The organism is Qipengyuania huizhouensis, assembly GCF_019711635.1.
Lineage (GTDB): Bacteria > Pseudomonadota > Alphaproteobacteria > Sphingomonadales > Sphingomonadaceae > Qipengyuania > Qipengyuania huizhouensis.
Map to the genome: position 1 here is coordinate 38145 of NZ_JAIGNT010000013.1, position 15921 is coordinate 54065.

General features: G+C 57.5%; 17 protein-coding genes, 2 tRNA genes and 1 other RNA gene. 9 read left to right on the forward strand and 11 right to left on the reverse strand.

Annotated features, from left to right (window positions below; all coding sequences use genetic code 11):
* Positions 1-14: 14 nt before the first annotated feature.
* Positions 15-2015, reverse strand: coding sequence for a transketolase (gene tkt, locus K3180_RS10905; protein WP_221540813.1), 2001 nt, complete (start codon positions 2013-2015; stop codon positions 15-17).
* 179 nt (positions 2016-2194) lie between these two features.
* On the opposite strand from tkt, the gene K3180_RS10910 reads away from it, so the two are divergent.
* The 6 genes from K3180_RS10910 (at position 2195) to K3180_RS10930 (ending at position 5324) form a co-directional block, all read left to right on the forward strand.
* A complete protein-coding gene (locus K3180_RS10910) occupies positions 2195-2377 on the forward strand; it encodes a hypothetical protein (protein ID WP_221540816.1) in 183 nt (60 codons plus the stop codon).
* Positions 2374-2706, forward strand: a complete 333-nt coding sequence (locus tag K3180_RS10915; RefSeq protein ID WP_221540818.1) for a cell division protein ZapA — start codon at positions 2374-2376, stop codon at positions 2704-2706. The genes K3180_RS10910 and K3180_RS10915 overlap by 4 nt, the downstream gene beginning before the upstream one ends.
* 11 nt (positions 2707-2717) lie before the next feature.
* Positions 2718-2885: non-coding RNA, 6S RNA (ssrS, locus tag K3180_RS13030), on the forward strand.
* Between the two features lie 184 nt (positions 2886-3069).
* On the forward strand, positions 3070-3642 hold the full coding sequence (locus K3180_RS10920) for a 5-formyltetrahydrofolate cyclo-ligase (RefSeq protein ID WP_221540819.1): 573 nt from the start codon (positions 3070-3072) through the stop codon (positions 3640-3642).
* Positions 3639-3854: a DUF2842 domain-containing protein gene (locus tag K3180_RS10925; protein WP_221540822.1), complete on the forward strand. Its 216-nt coding sequence runs from the start codon at positions 3639-3641 to the stop codon at positions 3852-3854. The genes K3180_RS10920 and K3180_RS10925 overlap by 4 nt, the downstream gene beginning before the upstream one ends.
* Before the next feature lie 48 nt (positions 3855-3902).
* Positions 3903-5324 carry an MFS transporter gene (locus K3180_RS10930; RefSeq protein WP_221540824.1) on the forward strand — a complete coding sequence of 474 codons (1422 nt, stop codon included), beginning with the start codon at positions 3903-3905 and terminating at the stop codon, positions 5322-5324.
* Positions 5325-5432: 108 nt separating this feature from the next.
* On the opposite strand, the gene K3180_RS10935 is transcribed toward K3180_RS10930, so the two are convergent.
* Positions 5433-5509, reverse strand: a tRNA-Asp gene (locus K3180_RS10935).
* A gap of 39 nt (positions 5510-5548) precedes the next feature.
* Here K3180_RS10935 and K3180_RS10940 point away from each other — a divergent pair.
* Positions 5549-5773, forward strand: a complete 225-nt coding sequence (locus K3180_RS10940; RefSeq protein WP_221540826.1) for a hypothetical protein — start codon at positions 5549-5551, stop codon at positions 5771-5773.
* 46 nt (positions 5774-5819) lie between these two features.
* Here K3180_RS10940 and K3180_RS10945 read toward each other — a convergent pair whose 3' ends face one another.
* The 4 genes from K3180_RS10945 to thyA form a co-directional block, all read right to left on the reverse strand.
* Positions 5820-7139 carry a dihydrolipoamide acetyltransferase family protein gene (locus K3180_RS10945; RefSeq protein ID WP_221540828.1) on the reverse strand — a complete coding sequence of 440 codons (1320 nt, stop codon included), beginning with the start codon at positions 7137-7139 and terminating at the stop codon, positions 5820-5822.
* Between the two features lie 5 nt (positions 7140-7144).
* Positions 7145-8206: an alpha-ketoacid dehydrogenase subunit beta gene (locus K3180_RS10950; RefSeq protein ID WP_221540830.1), complete on the reverse strand. Its 1062-nt coding sequence runs from the start codon at positions 8204-8206 to the stop codon at positions 7145-7147.
* A complete protein-coding gene (locus tag K3180_RS10955) occupies positions 8203-9507 on the reverse strand; it encodes a 3-methyl-2-oxobutanoate dehydrogenase (2-methylpropanoyl-transferring) subunit alpha (protein WP_221540832.1) in 1305 nt (434 codons plus the stop codon). The genes K3180_RS10950 and K3180_RS10955 overlap by 4 nt, the downstream gene beginning before the upstream one ends.
* 90 nt (positions 9508-9597) lie before the next feature.
* Entirely contained in the window at positions 9598-10539 is a 942-nt protein-coding gene (gene thyA, locus K3180_RS10960) for a thymidylate synthase (RefSeq protein WP_221540833.1), read from the reverse strand.
* Positions 10540-10680: 141 nt separating this feature from the next.
* On the opposite strand from thyA, the gene K3180_RS10965 reads away from it, so the two are divergent.
* Positions 10681-10757, forward strand: a tRNA-Pro gene (locus tag K3180_RS10965).
* Positions 10758-11000: 243 nt separating this feature from the next.
* Here K3180_RS10965 and K3180_RS10970 read toward each other — a convergent pair.
* The 4 genes from K3180_RS10970 to K3180_RS10985 form a co-directional block, all read right to left on the reverse strand.
* Complete coding sequence (locus tag K3180_RS10970; RefSeq protein ID WP_221540835.1) at positions 11001-11534, reverse strand: DUF3251 domain-containing protein; 534 nt, start codon at positions 11532-11534, stop codon at positions 11001-11003.
* Between the two features lie 29 nt (positions 11535-11563).
* The gene (locus K3180_RS10975; RefSeq protein ID WP_221540837.1) at positions 11564-12121 is read right to left on the reverse strand and encodes a hypothetical protein; all 558 of its coding nucleotides are present in this window, start codon (positions 12119-12121) and stop codon (positions 11564-11566) included.
* 45 nt (positions 12122-12166) lie between these two features.
* Positions 12167-13120, reverse strand: coding sequence for a hypothetical protein (locus K3180_RS10980; protein ID WP_221540838.1), 954 nt, complete (start codon positions 13118-13120; stop codon positions 12167-12169).
* 89 nt (positions 13121-13209) lie between these two features.
* Positions 13210-13791, reverse strand: a complete 582-nt coding sequence (locus K3180_RS10985) for a recombinase family protein (protein WP_221540840.1) — start codon at positions 13789-13791, stop codon at positions 13210-13212.
* Positions 13792-14019: 228 nt separating this feature from the next.
* Between K3180_RS10985 and K3180_RS10990 the strand changes: the two genes are divergently transcribed.
* Complete coding sequence (locus tag K3180_RS10990; RefSeq protein WP_221540842.1) at positions 14020-14361, forward strand: hypothetical protein; 342 nt, start codon at positions 14020-14022, stop codon at positions 14359-14361.
* A 504-nt stretch (positions 14362-14865) separates the two neighbouring features.
* On the opposite strand, the gene K3180_RS10995 is transcribed toward K3180_RS10990, so the two are convergent.
* On the reverse strand, positions 14866-15921 hold the full coding sequence (locus K3180_RS10995) for a hypothetical protein (RefSeq protein ID WP_221540844.1): 1056 nt from the start codon (positions 15919-15921) through the stop codon (positions 14866-14868).

The window sequence follows — 15921 nt, forward strand, 5'->3', positions numbered from 1 at the left end:
CGAAAAGCTCCTGCTTAACCGTTCAATTTGTTCATGATTTGCGGAACGATGGCGTCCGCCGTGATGCCGAATTTCTCGAAGAGATCGCTTGCCGGTGCACTGGCGCCGAAACGATCGATACCGATATTGAGCCCGTCCACGCCCGTGTAACGCTCCCAACCGATGGTGACGCCCGCTTCTATCGAAACCTTGAGTGCATCGGCAGGCAATAGGTCTGCACGATAGGCCGCGTCCTGCGCATCGAACAATTCAGTGCAGGGCATGGAGACGACATCGGCGCCAATGCCCTGCGCTTCCAGCGCCTCTGCGGTAGCGACGGCCACTTCGACTTCGGAGCCCGAAGCGAGCAGCACCACCTTGCGCGTCGCCTCGGCCGAACGCAGGCGATAACCGCCCTTCGCGCAGCGGTTGCTTGCGCCGGTCCAGTCTTCGTCACCCTCGCCACGCACGGGGGTGAGGTTCTGGCGGGTCAGCGCCAGCACCGAAGGCGTTTCGGGAGTCTGCAGCGCCAGTGCCCAGCATTCCGCCGTCTCGATGGCATCGGCGGGGCGATAGACGCTGAGGTTGGGGATAAGGCGCAGGCTCATCACCTGTTCGATAGGCTGGTGTGTCGGTCCGTCTTCGCCCAGGCCGATGCTGTCATGCGTCAGCACATAGACCGTGCCGATCTGCTGGAGTGCGGAGAGGCGGATGGCATTGCGACAATAATCGCTGAAAATCAGGAATGTACCGCCATATGGTACCACGCCGCCATGCAGCATCATACCGTTCATCGCGGCTGCCATGCCGAATTCACGGATACCGTAATAGACATAGCGGCCCGCGTAATCATCAGCGCTGAAAGGCGTGGTCGAAGGGGTCTTGGTGTTGTTCGAGCCGGTCAGGTCGGCCGAACCGCCTATCAGCTGCGGCAGCTTCTCGGTCAGCGGGCCGAGTGCCATTTCGGAGGCCTTGCGCGTTGCCACCTTGGGAGGATTGGCGGCAATACCCTGAATATAGGCCTCGAGTGCCGGAGCGGCGAGATCGGATACGCCCATCATGTGATTTTCGAACCGCGCGCGCCGATCAGCATCGCTTGTCAGTCGCTTATGCCATGCGGCATGAGCAGCTGCTCCACGTTCGCCCGTCGCGCGCCAGTCGGCGAGTATCTCTGCGGGAACCTCGAACGGCGCGGAGGTCCAGCCCAGCGCTTCGCGCGTGGCGGCGATTTCCTCTGCCCCCAGCGGAGCGCCATGGACATGATGCGTCCCGCCCTTGTTCGGCGCACCCTTGCCGATCACCGTCTTACAGGCGACCAGCGACGGGCGCGGATCGGCGGCAGCTTCTGCCAGCGCGCGGCGGATATCGGCGAAATCATGCCCGTCACACGTCGTAACGTGCCATCCGGTCGCCTCGTAGCGCGCCTTGATATCCTCGCTGGTCGAAAGGTCGGTATCGCCGTCGATGGTAATGCGGTTATCGTCCCACAGCACATTCATCCGGCCGAGCTTGAGATGTCCGGCAAGCCCGATCGCTTCGTGGTTGATGCCTTCCATCAGGCAGCCGTCGCCAGCAATCACCCAGGTGCGGTGGTCAACCAGATCATCGCCGAACAGCGCGTTGAGATGACGCTCCGCAATCGTCATGCCGACTGCCATCGCAAGCCCCTGCCCCAGCGGACCGGTGGTGCATTCGACGCCGTCGAGCAGGAAGTTTTCCGGATGGCCAGCGCAGGGCGAACCCAGCTGGCGGAAATTGCGGATATCGTCGATCGTCGGGCGTTCATAACCCGAAAGGTGCAGCAGGCTGTAGATCAGCATCGAGCCATGACCGGCCGACAGAACGAAGCGGTCGCGGTCGGCCCAGTCAGGCGCCTTGGGATCGTGCCGGAGAAATTCGCTCCACAGCACGGTGGCCACATCCGCCATCCCCATCGGCATGCCGGGATGCCCCGAGTTTGCCGCCTGCACCGCATCCATGGAAAGTGCCCTGATGGCGTTGGCCATCCGGACCATGCGAGCGGTGTCGAGACTCATGGGGATCATTCTCCGAAAATATGGGGCGATTCGACGCGCGCGCACCCTTCGCGGAGGGCGCGCGCAAGGTCAACCCGAGGCGCGGTGAGGAAGACCACTCCGCCTTGCTTGCGCGATTTATCAACAGGCAGCCGCAAGCCTTTGCCAAGACAGCCTCTTGGCGTTAATTCGGGGCAGGTATGAGCGAGCAACGTATCTCCGGCGCTATCGACAGGATCGAACGCGCGCTTGCGCGGATCGAGGCGCAGGCAAGCCAGCAAGGCGGCGATGGCGAAATCGCCGCACGGCACGAGGCGCTGAAGGCCCGTGTATCGGCAAGCCTCTCGCAGCTCGACGATCTCATCGAAAGCCTCGAGAAATGAGTGACGTGCGGCTCAAGGTCGGCGGACGGCACTATACCGTTTCCTGCGCCGACGGGCAGGAAGAAAACGTCCAGCGGCTCGCAGCGGTGATCGATAGCAAGCTGGCGTCAATGGGCCCGAACCTGTCGAGCAACGAGGCCAAGAACCTGCTCTTTGCCGCGCTGATACTGGCCGACGAACTCGAGGAAGCTCAGGGCACGGCGGCACAGTCAAGCGCGCCGCCGCCGCCAGCCATCGACACCAATGGCGTCGCCGAAAAGCTCGAACGGCTCGCAGCCTCGCTCGAAAATGCAGCGACGAGGCTTGAGGGTAGCTCGCACACCTCCTAAATAGGGCAGCGGCGGGGCTGCCCGGCACGAGCCGCATGAACATCCCTGAGGCTATAAGCAATCCAAGGGAGCTGTCCCTACCGGATTGGCGGGTTCGTCCTGGCAATCTGGATATACGGCGCCCACCTGACGTGAAGGCGTCAGAGGATTTTCCGGCAACGACCCATGGCGGTCCCGTCACTTATATTCGCGCTAATGCTGCGCCGCTTGAGCGCGGAAGTTCTATTTCGGCTGTGCGTTTGATAGCCGTTCGGGCTGAGCTTGTCGGAAGCGAAGCTGGGCATTGCCCACCCCCCGCACTTCGCTTTATGTGCCACTCAAGAAGGCAGACCGGTCCTTCGACAAGCTCAGGACGAACGGCTTTTGGACAAACAGTCTCTCCGCAAGCATTTGCGCGCCGCCCGGCGCGATCAGGTCGCGGCGCTGCCCGACTCCATGCGCGCGCTGGTGTTCCACCGCCCGCCTGCTCCGCTGCTCGAACTTGTGCCCGAAGACGCGGTGGTCGGCCTCTACCGGGCAAACCCGTTCGAGGCACCGGCGGCATCCTATGCCAAGTTCTTCCTCGATCGCGGCCACGAGATCGCCCTGCCCCGCTTTGCGAGCCGCAATGCCGCAATGGAATTCGCGCGTTTCTCCGATCCCTATGACGAAGAGGATCTGGAGGTCGGGCCGTTCGGACTGCTCCAGCCCTTCGCAGACGCGCCCGTGCTCATCCCCGACGTGCTCTTCGTGCCGCTCATCGGCTTTTCCGGCAGCGGCAACCGCCTTGGCCAGGGCGGCGGACATTACGACCGGTGGCTGGCGGACCATCCTGAGGCCACGCCCATCGGTCTCGCCTGGGACTGCCAGCTGGTCGAAGACCTGCCCACCGAAGATCACGACCAGCCCCTGCGGGCTGTCGTGACCCCCACCCGGATTTACGGACCCTTCGCATGAGAACCGAACCGACCTGGCGCATCCCCGTCGGCCTGCTCGGCCTGCTTCTGGTGCTGATCGTCTATGGCATCGTGGTCGCGCGCTACATGCCGGACCTGATCGGCGACTGGCCGACGCTGGTTCAAACTGCGATCTATCTATTCCTCGGCCTCGTCTGGCTGCTGCCGCTGGGCCGCTTCCTCAAATGGATGGAAACCGGCAACTGGCGCTGATTGCCAAGGGCAACCTGCTCCGATAGCGTCCCTCCCGAGGGAGAGATTATGGCAGGTGATGGCGCGGGCGCCGACAAACCGTCGGTGGGATTGAAACTTGCGCACGGCTTCGGCGCCGCGGCGTTCGGTATCAAGAACAACGGTTTCGACTATTTCCTGCTGCTCTTCTACGGCACCGTCATCGGGCTGGAGCCGGGCCTCGTCGGGCTCGCCATCCTGATTGCACTGGTGTTCGATGCGGTATCCGATCCGCTGGTGGGATACTGGTCGGACAATTTCCGCAGCAAATGGGGCAGGCGCCATCCCTTCATGTATGCCGCCGCTTTGCCCGTCGCATTCAGCTATTTCCTGCTGTGGAACCCACCCGAACTGAGCCAGACGGGTCTCTTCCTCTATCTGACCTGCCTCGCGGTGCTTATCCGCACCTTCATCACTTTCTACGAAACGCCGAGTTCTGCGCTCATCCCCGAACTTTCGACCGACTATGACGAACGTACCAGCCTCCAGTCCTACAGGTTGTTTTTCGGCTGGTCCGGCGGGAGCATCATGAGCGTAGTCATGTTCGGCGCCCTGCTGACCGGCCCGCTCGGCATGCTCGACCGGGAAGCCTATGCCACCTACGGCATCATTTCCTCGGTCCTGATTTTCGCCGCGATCATGGTATCGGCACTTGGCACCCACAGCCGGATACCCTTCCTCCACCGCCCCGTCGCCACGGGCGAGCGATACAGCGTCACGCGCATCTTTCGCGAAATGATCGAAACGCTGAGCGAGAAGAGCTTCCTCGCCCTGTTTTTCGCCACCGTCCTCTTCGCCATTGCCACCGGGCTCTCGGCTGCCCTCGCCTTCCTGATACTGCGGTATTTCTGGGGCTTCGGCGAATTCCAGATCTTCATCTGGACCTGCACCGTCTTTTTCTCCGCGCTGCTGGGTTTCCTGCTCGCCCCCTGGGCAACGCGGCGACTGGGCAAGAAACGCGCCACGATTACGCTTGGGCTGCTTGCCTTCACCATCCAGCCGGCGCCCGTCCTCCTCCGCCTCGCGGACCTGATGCCAGAGAATGGAGATCCGCTGCTTTTCCCTCTGGTGCTGGGGATCAACGTGATCGACCTCGCTCTCATCATTGCGGTGCAGGCGGTGTCCTATTCGATGATTGCCGATCTCGTGGAATCGAACCAGCTGCGCACCGGCCGCAGGAGCGAAGGGGTCTATTACGCAGCGATGACCTTTACCCGGAAAGTTACCCAGGGAATCGGGGTGGCGGCTGCCGGCGTGATCCTGTCGCTCATCGCCTTTCCCGAAGGCGCCGACCCCGACACTGTTTCGTCGGAAACGTTGTGGCGTCTGGGGGCTTTCTATGCCCCCACTCTCCTCCTGCTGTGGCTGAGTGCGCTGTACTGCGTTTCTCGCTACAAGATCGACAGGGCCGGTCATGAAGAGAACCTGCGCCGCCTGCGCGCAGCGGGTTGAGCGGAACTGTCAGAAACGAATCTTGGCGCCCGACGCTCGAGCGCGAAGGTCGGCGGACGAACCGCCTATTTTTGCGACAAGCATCAGGAATGAGGTAATATCCCAAGGTGGCGCGAGTGACGGGACTCGAACCCGCGACCCTCGGCGTGACAGGCCGATACTCTAACCAACTGAGCTACACCCGCGCATTTGCGCTGTAGCGCCCCTTGGGAGCCGCGCATCTAGTGGAGGCTCCGATTCCTGTCAACGCAAATTGGATGGGAAAATTCGCACTTTTTGCCGGAGCTGGACGGGCGGCCGAAATTTACCCGAAGTTTTCTCTTCGGGCCGGTTTCGGGCGGACGAAATCGTATGGGGCAAAACGGGCTGACGAAGGCATTCTCGCCGTATATCTCGTCATGCTGGGCGGCGATATCGGCGATAGGCATGTCGTATTCAGCCGTGTCTGAACCGCCTGCCAAATGAAAACTCCCGCCGAAGCGGAAGCTTCCGAAATCAGTCGACCAGGATCAGCGCCGGGGTTTCCAGCAGCTTTTTCAAGGCCTGGATGAAGCTTGCCGCATCGAAGCCGTCGACAACGCGGTGATCGCAGCTGATCGATATGTTCATCAGCTTGCGCTTCTCGATCCGCTCTGCACCATCGCTGCCTGTCACATACATCGGGCGTTCGATGATGCGGTTCGGGCCGATGATGGCCACTTCGGGACGGTTGATGACCGGCGTGGTCGCAACGCCGCCCAGCGGGCCGAGCGAGGTCACGGTCAGCGTGCCGCCTTCCATGTCTTCTTTCTTCGCAGTGCCGTTGCGCGCGGCATCGGCGAGACGCGAAATCTCGTTGGCGAGCTGCCACAGGTTCCTGGAATGCGCATTCTTGATGACCGGGACCATCAGCCCGGCATCGGTCTGCGCCGCCATGCCCAGATTGACCGCACCGTGGCGTGTCACCACGCCTGCCTCGTCGTCATAGCGGGCGTTGATCATCGGGAAGTCGGGCAGCGTCTTGCAGATCGCCGTGATCAGCAGCGGCAATATGGTGAGCTTGGGCTTGTCGCCGCGGCTGCGGCTGTCGTTGAGCTGGGCGCGCAGCACTTCCAGATCGGTGACGTCGCATTCCTCGACATAGGTAAAATGCGGGATATTGCGTTTCGAAGCGGCCATGTTTTCGGCGATGCGGCGGCGCATCCCGATGACTTTCCGCTCCTCGTCCTCGCGCGTTCTCGCGGCAGGCGCGTAACCCGAATTGTAGGACAGGAACTGGTCGAGATCGCCGTGGCGGATGCGGCCTTCTTCGGAAGGCTTCACCTGGCCCAGATCGACGCCGAGTTCCTTCGCACGCTTGCGCACGGCCGGACTGGCAAGAACCTTGGCGGCAGCTGCCGGTGCCGGTTCGGGTGCCGGGGTCGGCGCGGGCGCAGGCGGCGGTGCGGGGTCGGCCGCCATCGCATCGTCGGCATCGCCGGCGTCCGAATTCTCGACCTCGATACGCTCTTCGACTTCCTTGGCCTTCGGCGAAGGAGCAGGCGTCGCTTCGGTTGCGGCCTCGTTCTCTTCGATGACCTCGTCGGGCACTTCGCCTTCGACCTCGATCACCACCAGCATCGAGCCGATCGAGACCATGTCGCCTTCTTCGCCCGCCACTTCGAGGATCTTGCCGGTGACCGGGCTTTCCATCGGCACAGTGGCCTTGTCGGTCATCATGTCGACGAATTCCTCGTCCTCCTGGACGGTGTCGCCGACTTTCTTGTGCCACTGGACGATTTCCGCCTCGGCAATGCCTTCGCCGATATCGGGCATGTTGAATGTGAACTTGGCCATTGCGGTTACTCGCTCAGAATCTTGTCGAGGGCCTCGCCGATGCGGATCGGACCCGGGAAATACGCCCACTCGAGGCTGTGGGGATAAGGCGTGTCGAAGCCGGTCACGCGCAGGACCGGGGCTTCCAGATGGTAGAAGCAGCGTTCTGTGACCAGCGCGGAAAGCTCCGCACCGAAACCGGCGGTTCGGGTCGCTTCATGGACGATGAGGCAACGCCCGGTCTTCCTGACCGATTCCTCGATCGTTTCGATATCGACCGGCACGATGGTGCGCAGGTCGACGATGTCGGCCTCCACGCCCTTTTCGCGGCAGATCGCTTCGACCACATGGACCATGGTGCCATAGGCGAGGATGGTAAGCTCGTCCCCCTTCGTGGCATAGCGCGCCTTGCCGAGCGGGATGTTGTAATAGCCTTCGGGCACGATGCTGGCCTCGAAGCGCTTCCAAGGTTCGACCGGCTTGTCGTAATATCCCGAGAACGGGCCGTTGTAGATGCGCTTGGGCTCGAAGAAAATGACCGGGTCGTTATCCTCGATCGCACTGATCAACAGGCCCTTCGCGTCATAGGGGGTCGCCGGGATGACCGTCTTCAGGCCGGAAACATGGGCGAAGATCGCCTCCGGGCTCTGGCTGTGCGTCTGGCCGCCGAAAATGCCGCCGCCGAAGGGGCTGCGCACGGTAATGGGCGCAGTATATTCCGCCGCAGACCGATAGCGCAGGCGAGCCGCCTCCGAAATCAGCTGGTCGAGACCGGGGTAGATATAATCGGCAAACTGGATTTCCGGCACCGGGCGCAGGCCGTATGCCCCCATCCCCACTGCCGCAGCGATAATGCCGCATTCGGAAATCGGCGTGTCGAAAACGCGGGTCTTGCCGTATTTTTCCTGCAGGCCCGCCGTGCACCGGAAGACACCACCGAAATAGCCCACGTCCTCGCCCATGATGACGGTGTTCGGATCGCGTTCCATCATCACATCAAGCGCTTCATTGACAGCCTCGATCATGTTCAGTCGGCGGTCTGTCTGGCCCTCGGTGGCGGATGCGTCCTTGGTCTTGGTGTCGCTCATGCCTCGGGCAACCCTTCTGGGAATTTGGTTTTGCGCTCGTGAATTGCCTGCTCGCTCTGCTCTTTGAGGTGCCAGGGCAGCTCTTCGAAAACGTCTTCGAACATGGTGCGGAACGGGTGGTGGAGACCATGCCCCAGAATGCCGTTGGCCTCGGCCTCCTTGGTGGTCTTCTTGACGTATTCCGCCGCCTCGAGATCCATCTTTTCCTGCCTCTCCTCGTCCCACTCGCCGAGCTCGATGAGGTGGTTCTTGAGACGCATGACCGGATCGCCGAGCGGCCATTCTTCCCGCTCCTGCGCGCTGCGATAACCGCTGGGATCGTCGGAGGTAGAGTGGCCTTCAGCGCGGTAGGAGAAGAACTCGATCAGGGTCGGTCCGGCATTGGCACGGGCGCGATTAGCAGCCCACTGCTCCGCCGCATAACAGGCCAGCGGATCGTTACCGTCCACCCGCAGCGAAGCAATGCCATAGCCCACCCCGCGCGCAGCAAAAGTGGCGCGTTCGGCCCCGGCAAAACCGCTGAAGCTGGAAATCGCCCACTGGTTGTTGACGACGTTGAGGATAACCGGCGCGTTGTAGACGGTAGCAAACAGACAGGCGGAATGAAAGTCGCCTTCCGCGGTGCTGCCCTCGCCTACCCAGGTCGCTGCGATCCGGCTGTCGCCCTTGATTGCCGATGCCATTGCCCAACCAACTGCCTGCGGGGTCTGCGTGGCTAGGTTGCCCGAGATGGTGAAGAAACTGTGCTCCTTGCTGGAGTACATGATCGGCAGCTGGCGGCCCTTCAGCTTGTCACCCTTGTTCGAGTAGATCTGGTTGATCATCTCGATCATCGGATAACCACGCTGGATCAGGATGCCCTGCTGGCGATAGCTGGGGAAGACCATATCGTCCGCCGCGAGCGCCATCGAGGCCGAAACGCTGGTCGCCTCTTCCCCGGTGCACTTCATGTAGAAGCTGGTCTTGCCCTGGCGCTGCCCGCGGAACATCCGCTCGTCGAAGGCCCGCGTCATGGCCATGTGACCGAGCATTTTTCGCAAGGTTTCAGGGTCGAGCTTCGGGTCCCACGGCCCGTGCGCCTTGTTGTCTTCGCCCAGGACCCGGATCAGCCCATGGGCGAAATCGAGCATATCCTTGGGATCGGTCGTTTCGTCGGGCCGTGGCTGCGCCCCCGCCTCCGGAACTACGATATGCGAGAAATCGACCGCATCACCAGGGCGGAATTTGGGTTCGGGTACGTGAAGCGAAAGCTTTGGACGGTTATCACCGGCTTTCGCAGTACCTTGAGGCCTGTCGGCCATAGAATCGTCTCCCAGACGTAATCTTACGCTTGCGCGTTATTTTATTTCGCGCGAGCGTAGCGGTCAAGTGAAGCTTGAGTCCGCTTCGTGTCACACCGCTACGGGGGCTTTGATCGGCCCGTGCGGCGTGTAGTCGTGAACCGCGAAATCCTCAATCCGGTAGTCGAAGATAGTCGATGGACGTCGCACGATTTCAAGCCGTGGCAGGCCTTGAGGTTCCCGCGACAACTGCTCCTTCACCAGATGTTCGTGGTTGAGATAGAGGTGCGTATCGCCCCCCATCCAGACGAACTCGCCGGGCTCCATACCCGCCTGTTGCGCCAGCATGCGCTGGAGCAACGCAGCCGACCACAGATTGAACGGCAGGCCAAGTGCCACGTCGCAACTGCGTTGATAAAGGATGCCGTTGAGGCGCGGCTCTCCATCGATCCCGGTCGACACATGGTACTGGTAGGTCTTGTGGCAGGGGGGGAGCGCCATTTGCGGAACCTCGGCGACGTTCCATCCCTCGATAATGTGCCTGCGGCTCCCGGGATTCTCGCGTAGAGATCGAACTACTTCGGCCACCTGGTTGACACCCCGACCTTTGCGGAACAGGCCGCCCTTCACCGGCTGATAGGTTGGCCAGTCGACCCATTGCTTGCCATAAACCGGGCCCAGATCACCCCATTGTGCGGCAAAATCTACATCGTCGGCGATCCGCTGAACGAAGTCGTCAATCGCGATATCCTTGCCCGTCTCCTCCACATAGCGTGCATGGGGCCACTCGTTCCAGATCTTGACGCCCTGTAGCACCAGCGGGCGAATGTTGGTTTCCCCTGTGAGAAACCATAGAAGTTCCCGGGTCGCGGTCTTCCAATAGACCCGCTTGGTGGTGACTAGCGGCATCGCGCCATCGGAAAGGTCGAACCGCAGTGTCGCGCCGAAGATCGAACGCGTGCCAACGCCCGTCCGGTCACGCCGCTCGTCTCCCTCGAGCCAGATGAGGCGCATGAGGTCGAGATATTGCTGTTCGAAATGGGTGTCGGGCACGGGCAATCGATACTCTTGTGGTCGGTACAGACCCTAGGAGCAAAATAAGGCAAAAGCGCGCTTGCGCCAGTTGCAATCCACACCTATAGGCCGCGCCTGCTTCGCACCCGCTGGCTTTTAAACGCCACGGGCCGATCCGGTCGGGGAGTAGCTCAGCCTGGTAGAGCACTGTCTTCGGGAGGCAGGGGCCGGAGGTTCGAATCCTCTCTCCCCGACCAATTTCGCAAAAGTGATATATTTCAGTTAGATAATGGATTTTATCGCTTGGCGTTTATACATTCTTCTATACATTCTACGGGGCTGATTAGCGACTAAACTCGCGCCTTTTTGCACCACAGGGACTGATCTTGATCAGACCAGCCGCATGTGGCGAGAAGCGGATGCCAAAACGGTCGCAGATAGCGCTACGCGTGGGCCCCCGTAAGGTTTTTTAGGTGCACCCTCGGCAGGACTAAGGGCGCTTATAATGCGTTCAGCGTCATTGCCTGAGGTTCAGCTTGTTCAATATTGATATACCCAAGCTCACTGGGTTTGGCAGAATCCAACACAAACTCCACCTCGTTCCAGCTCCCCGGTTGCAAAACAGCGGAGACGCTCAAATCAAATGGTTTTGCGGTGTCCATATCCGGAGCACCTTCGGCATTAAGCTGCCCCCACTCTCCGGACAGCGACAATTTCGTGATTCTCGCGGTTGTTGGATTTCCAATCGTGACTGCGACACGGGACCCCTGCCCACTCGCCTCAATTCCTTCCAGTTGGAAAGAAAGCGAACCCAGCTCATTTCTGAGGTAGGAATATCCATCATCCGATTGCCGAAGCCATACAGAGCCGGGTGTATCTTCGATAACGTGTCTGAGTAGCCGGTCTTCGGACGCTTGAAGCCGCGTTTCGAGCTCTCGTATCTCCGCCTCAAGTGAGCGATACGCAGCGTCGTCTGATGAAGGGCTGCTACATGCCCCCAGCGCTAAACAGCACAGTAGCATTACTCTTCCCATCCCGCCCCCTTAATAACAACTCGTGAGAATTAACGGTGCATCCGGTCAACTAGATAGTGCAAACCCACCAGAGTAGCGACCAGAAGACTTATCAGTAGCCAAAGATAAAAAAACCATAGGACATAAAAGGCCAACTCATTAAATATCTTGGCGTAGGAAGGGCCTTCAATCGTGAACGACACGTTTAGCTGCAAAACACCAAAAATATAGATAATCACAGAAACTAAGGCGCAGTATCCCAGGACCATCGCGAGGTAACGGCGTCTCGACAGTTGGTCTTCTACCATGCCGCCCTTTGCGCGCCTCTTCAACGTTGTGGGAACACCTTCAAGTGGCTGGTCAAGCAGACTATTTGGAAAGGTTGAAACCGCTGCAAGTGCCGCGATGTAGAATCCCACCAAGACGCCGACTAAACTATTCACGTCGCGCAACAGTGTCGGAATGTGAAAACTAAGCCCCCAGCCGAAGGGATTCAGGACGAACATGTAGAGAAATATTGTACCAAATGTGGGGAGAACCCACTGATAGAGGATCAGATCTGGGCTCTTTAGGCGCAGGAAACTAATCGGAGTAAAGAGCTTACTCACATTGGCAGGAAGAGCACGGAAGAAATGGCGAGCCCCGCTTCGCATCTATAGATTTGCCCCCAATGTCCGAACCTTTGCTAAGAGCTCAGGATGAAAGGTGGCATATCGAGGAGGCAGAGGTTCGTTGAAGTCAGTCACCACTTCATTTTGAATGAACGATTGCTCAAGCATTTGAGCATTATCCAAGTCGATCTCTGTTCTTTTTATCTGACCGTTTTCTGTTTTTATTCTAACAAATGTGCGGGAGTTTTCAGGGTCATCCGAAAAATCAGAAAAGTATTCCTTTGCCTTTTCGAAAATGCCTTTAGCCACCTCTCCCGTGACTTTCTTACCTATTTTCCATCTTGCTTGGCGAACCACCTCATCAACATTGGGCAATTCATCGTGACCCAGCGTAAAGTCCTCTTCGATTGCGACAAATTCAATGTCAGCAAAAACACCTTCGGTTAGCGCCTCGCCAATCGTCCGTGATTTGTAACCATCTATGTCAAAAAGAGCCCGATACTTTCTTGGCTTACCGTCCGGCCCCTCAGCCTCTTTCTCGTATGCAGCATCGTGGCAGGCCCACGTGAAGTAATCCCTTACCGAGCCAAGAAAAATTCCCGGGACCTTTTCCACTAATATGGGGTGACGCCCTTCGGCATCGGCAACTTTAGTAATGATGACGTGGGCTGAATAGTGCCCCCCCTCCTCTTCATCTTTCTCGATATCCCGAAAATCGAGATTCTCGAAATGAAAGAACGAAAACCCTGTCACATCTTTATCGCCAGTTTGTATCAGGAGCTCGAAGAAATCGTCAGACTCGATAACGTGAGAACACCACATCACTCGATTTTCGCCATTGTAAAAGCGAAAATGATCTTCCTTTTCTATCCGGTCATTCAACGCGGCTATCAAGTCATCTATATGAAATTCTGGTGCATTTTCAGATGCATTTAGTCGGTTTCGAATATTTAAACTGCCTACCGCAACCCAACGATACCTAGACGAAACAGCCATCTAAAATTCCCAATTCCTTGTCAGAGGTTGGCTTACATGGACGAGCCAAATCACCAAATCCTTATTCCGTAAAGAGATTCATATCTGCATTACGAAAGGGCCGCACAATAGCGCTTCACTGTAGCAGCAGACAATCCAAACTCCTGTGCTGTCTTAGCTATGCTTGCGCCGTTCTCTCTGCGCCACTCAGTGACAGCGGAAGCATCAGCAGCAAATGGGCGCCCTAGGCTAGCTTTGCCCCTATGGGTTCTCCCATTTGCAGCGAGAGAAGCTCTAGCTGCCGCTCTACCAGCGTCACAGCGTTCTTTGATACGCTGGCGCTCCATATCGGCAATCTGGGCAAGCACAGCCACTACAAGCTCACCAACACCTTTGGCTATTGGCCCTAGGCCATGCACATCAATGACAACGCCCTTGCTGATAAGATCACGGACTACGCTTTGAACATCCAAAGCATCGCGGCCTAAACGGTCAATGGCCGTTACGCACACCGTGTCGCCTTCTCGCACATAGGAAAGAAGCTTTCCGAATCCTGGCCTATCAACGGCCCTTGTCGCACCAGACACACCTTCGTCGACGAACTCCTTATCGAAGCTACCCCCAAGGGCCTTGCGCTGGCTCTCAATCGACTGACCTTCGGTAGATACCCTGAAATATGCAATGCGGCTCATATTAAACTCCGACTCGCTCATAAGTTAGAGTTATTTTATGAGCCTAGCGCATAAAAGAGTCCAGCTACCTTGTGCACTAGTTTTTCACTTAGTTTTGGATAGGAGTTTAAGTTACAAGTTTCGAGCCTTAGAAATTCGAATGGCCGGAATTGGTAATTTTCCCCCAAAAGCCGACTTTCTGCTAGCGACGCCATAGCTGACATCCGCCAATCGGTGCATACACCAGCAATGAAGCTCAAAATTTTCGAGGCCGACAAACTGATCGGCGACGCAGAAGTCTATGCGCTCGACCCACCAATGTGTGTCGCAACGGCGAAGTTTGATCCGGCAGCGGATTATGATGCGACAAGACACGCAAATGTGATCGACGCAGATTATGTTGGCGACCGTAGCGACATCCTACGCCTTGAAATGGCGGACGGTTCGTCGATGAAAAGTGAAGCGATCTCTATTGAGGATTATCCTTCACTCAACGAGCGGGAAGTTCATATCGTCGGCATCTATGAGCCGAGCTTTGATCAGCTCTTCGCTGAGCACCCAAGTTTTAAAGCATATTGGAACCAGAGCTAAGGTCTGCTCCCCACCCCAAATCAGTCATTCTCTTCCGTTTCTTCGATGCGGAAAAGCAGTCATTCGGTTTGTGAACTCAGAAAGTTTTCGAGCAACTGACTGCCAACAACCCCATAAACTCACAAATTCAGCACAAATACGGTTAGCAAAAAAGCCTGTGAGGACGGATTACTCATTCATGGCTGAACATACCTGAATATATCTGAACATACGTGAACCTAAATAAGGTTCGGTAGAGTGTGAAAATTGAATATTTTTAACCGTTGGCTGTAAATGAGATAGTATGACATATATCTATTCACTCTAAGGCATCGCCTTTCCCAACCAATACATTTCCATTAAATAGCTCTTACTTGAACAGTATGCCCTGTATTGCGATTTAAGGCCCCTTCTGTGCGTTTTCTTGTTGCTGAGCTACCCAAGTAGCCAAATGCTATGAAAACGCATTCTTGAGGCATTTTAGGGGCATCTAGCGCATACTTTTCGCGGACGCTGATTATCAATTCATTTGGTCGCAAGAGCTGGCTCAACTCCAACATGCTTTTTGAAGTTGGCCTTTAACACCGAGCACGCCAACTCCTGTTTCGATGCTGGCACAATTATTGAGTCATGCACCGGGAGCGCTGGAACACTATTTTCAAGGGCCAGCAGGTGAACGGTATCAATCACCGCGCAGCTTTCGATGAATTGCAAATCACCCCACCGAATATCGCAGGTGGGCCATTCGCTCAGCACTGGGTGGAGTTGCAAAGCCTCTTTCCGAACCTTCTTGATTGGGAAGTCTCTGCCAAGGTCGCCCCCTGTCTTGTTGTGGTAATCTGCCTTCTTATCCTTCGTCCAAGCTCGATGAAAACGGTCATGCCCTAGAGTCATCGCCACCCAGCCCTTCAAGACTTCGCGCGGAATAACAGGGTGGAAATAAGGGTCGATAGAACTTGGGTCGAACTCCTGGCCTAATTTGGCGTGGAGGATGGTTAGGTGACTGGCCCTAATATCAATCTCCACAACAGGCTCGCCATCTAGCTTCATGAAGGAGCGCTCCTCCTGCTTCCGTTGCTGGTAACTATCGCCCATGGAATAGAGGCGACCACCTTTGTTCCAAGCAAACCCCCGAAAATCCCCTTCATTAAAAATGCGATGGAAAGCGAAGTGATGGCCTGCGGGTTCGATTTGAATGTCTGCAAAAAAGGAATTCAGGTCGTTCACTTGCTCAGCAAGCCCAGCCGCTTCAGGCCTTCCGTAATCGATCGGGATGTTTCGCCCCTGCTCCTTCTTCCAACCCAATTGTCTAGATGATGCTCTCAGCAACAAGGGATAGGCAATGCGTTCAGGGCGAGGAATAGGGCGGAAATGCGTGTTCAGCTTTTCCAGTTCAACCCCGCATTCCCGAGCTAGGCTAATCAGTGATGCCTTTGCCTTGAAGCGAGTTGCCATCCCAATCTCGTTGCCTCCACCAGTTCCCGTTAGAACCGATACAAGCTTTGCAAATACTGAGCCTTCCACCAGCCGTTTGAAGACACGATAACCGATGCGCTCCCCTGTGAAGCTGGATGCCATCAT

Excerpts from the sequence above, each read along its gene's own strand:
- K3180_RS10930 (WP_221540824.1), top strand. The coding sequence starts at position 3,903 with ATGGCAGGTGATGGCGCGGGCGCCGACAAACCGTCGGTGGGATTGAAA.
- K3180_RS10955 (WP_221540832.1), bottom strand. The coding sequence starts at position 9,507 with ATGGCCGACAGGCCTCAAGGTACTGCGAAAGCCGGTGATAACCGTCCA.
- K3180_RS10970 (WP_221540835.1), bottom strand. The coding sequence starts at position 11,534 with ATGGGAAGAGTAATGCTACTGTGCTGTTTAGCGCTGGGGGCATGTAGC.
- K3180_RS10990 (WP_221540842.1), top strand. The coding sequence starts at position 14,020 with ATGAAGCTCAAAATTTTCGAGGCCGACAAACTGATCGGCGACGCAGAA.
- K3180_RS10980 (WP_221540838.1), bottom strand. The coding sequence starts at position 13,120 with ATGGCTGTTTCGTCTAGGTATCGTTGGGTTGCGGTAGGCAGTTTAAAT.
- K3180_RS10950 (WP_221540830.1), bottom strand. The coding sequence starts at position 8,206 with ATGAGCGACACCAAGACCAAGGACGCATCCGCCACCGAGGGCCAGACA.
- K3180_RS10985 (WP_221540840.1), bottom strand. The coding sequence starts at position 13,791 with ATGAGCCGCATTGCATATTTCAGGGTATCTACCGAAGGTCAGTCGATT.
- K3180_RS10915 (WP_221540818.1), top strand. The coding sequence starts at position 2,374 with ATGAGTGACGTGCGGCTCAAGGTCGGCGGACGGCACTATACCGTTTCC.
- K3180_RS10910 (WP_221540816.1), top strand. The coding sequence starts at position 2,195 with ATGAGCGAGCAACGTATCTCCGGCGCTATCGACAGGATCGAACGCGCG.
- tkt (WP_221540813.1), bottom strand. The coding sequence starts at position 2,015 with ATGAGTCTCGACACCGCTCGCATGGTCCGGATGGCCAACGCCATCAGG.
- K3180_RS10945 (WP_221540828.1), bottom strand. The coding sequence starts at position 7,139 with ATGGCCAAGTTCACATTCAACATGCCCGATATCGGCGAAGGCATTGCC.
- K3180_RS10995 (WP_221540844.1), bottom strand. The coding sequence starts at position 15,921 with ATGATGGCATCCAGCTTCACAGGGGAGCGCATCGGTTATCGTGTCTTC.
- K3180_RS10925 (WP_221540822.1), top strand. The coding sequence starts at position 3,639 with ATGAGAACCGAACCGACCTGGCGCATCCCCGTCGGCCTGCTCGGCCTG.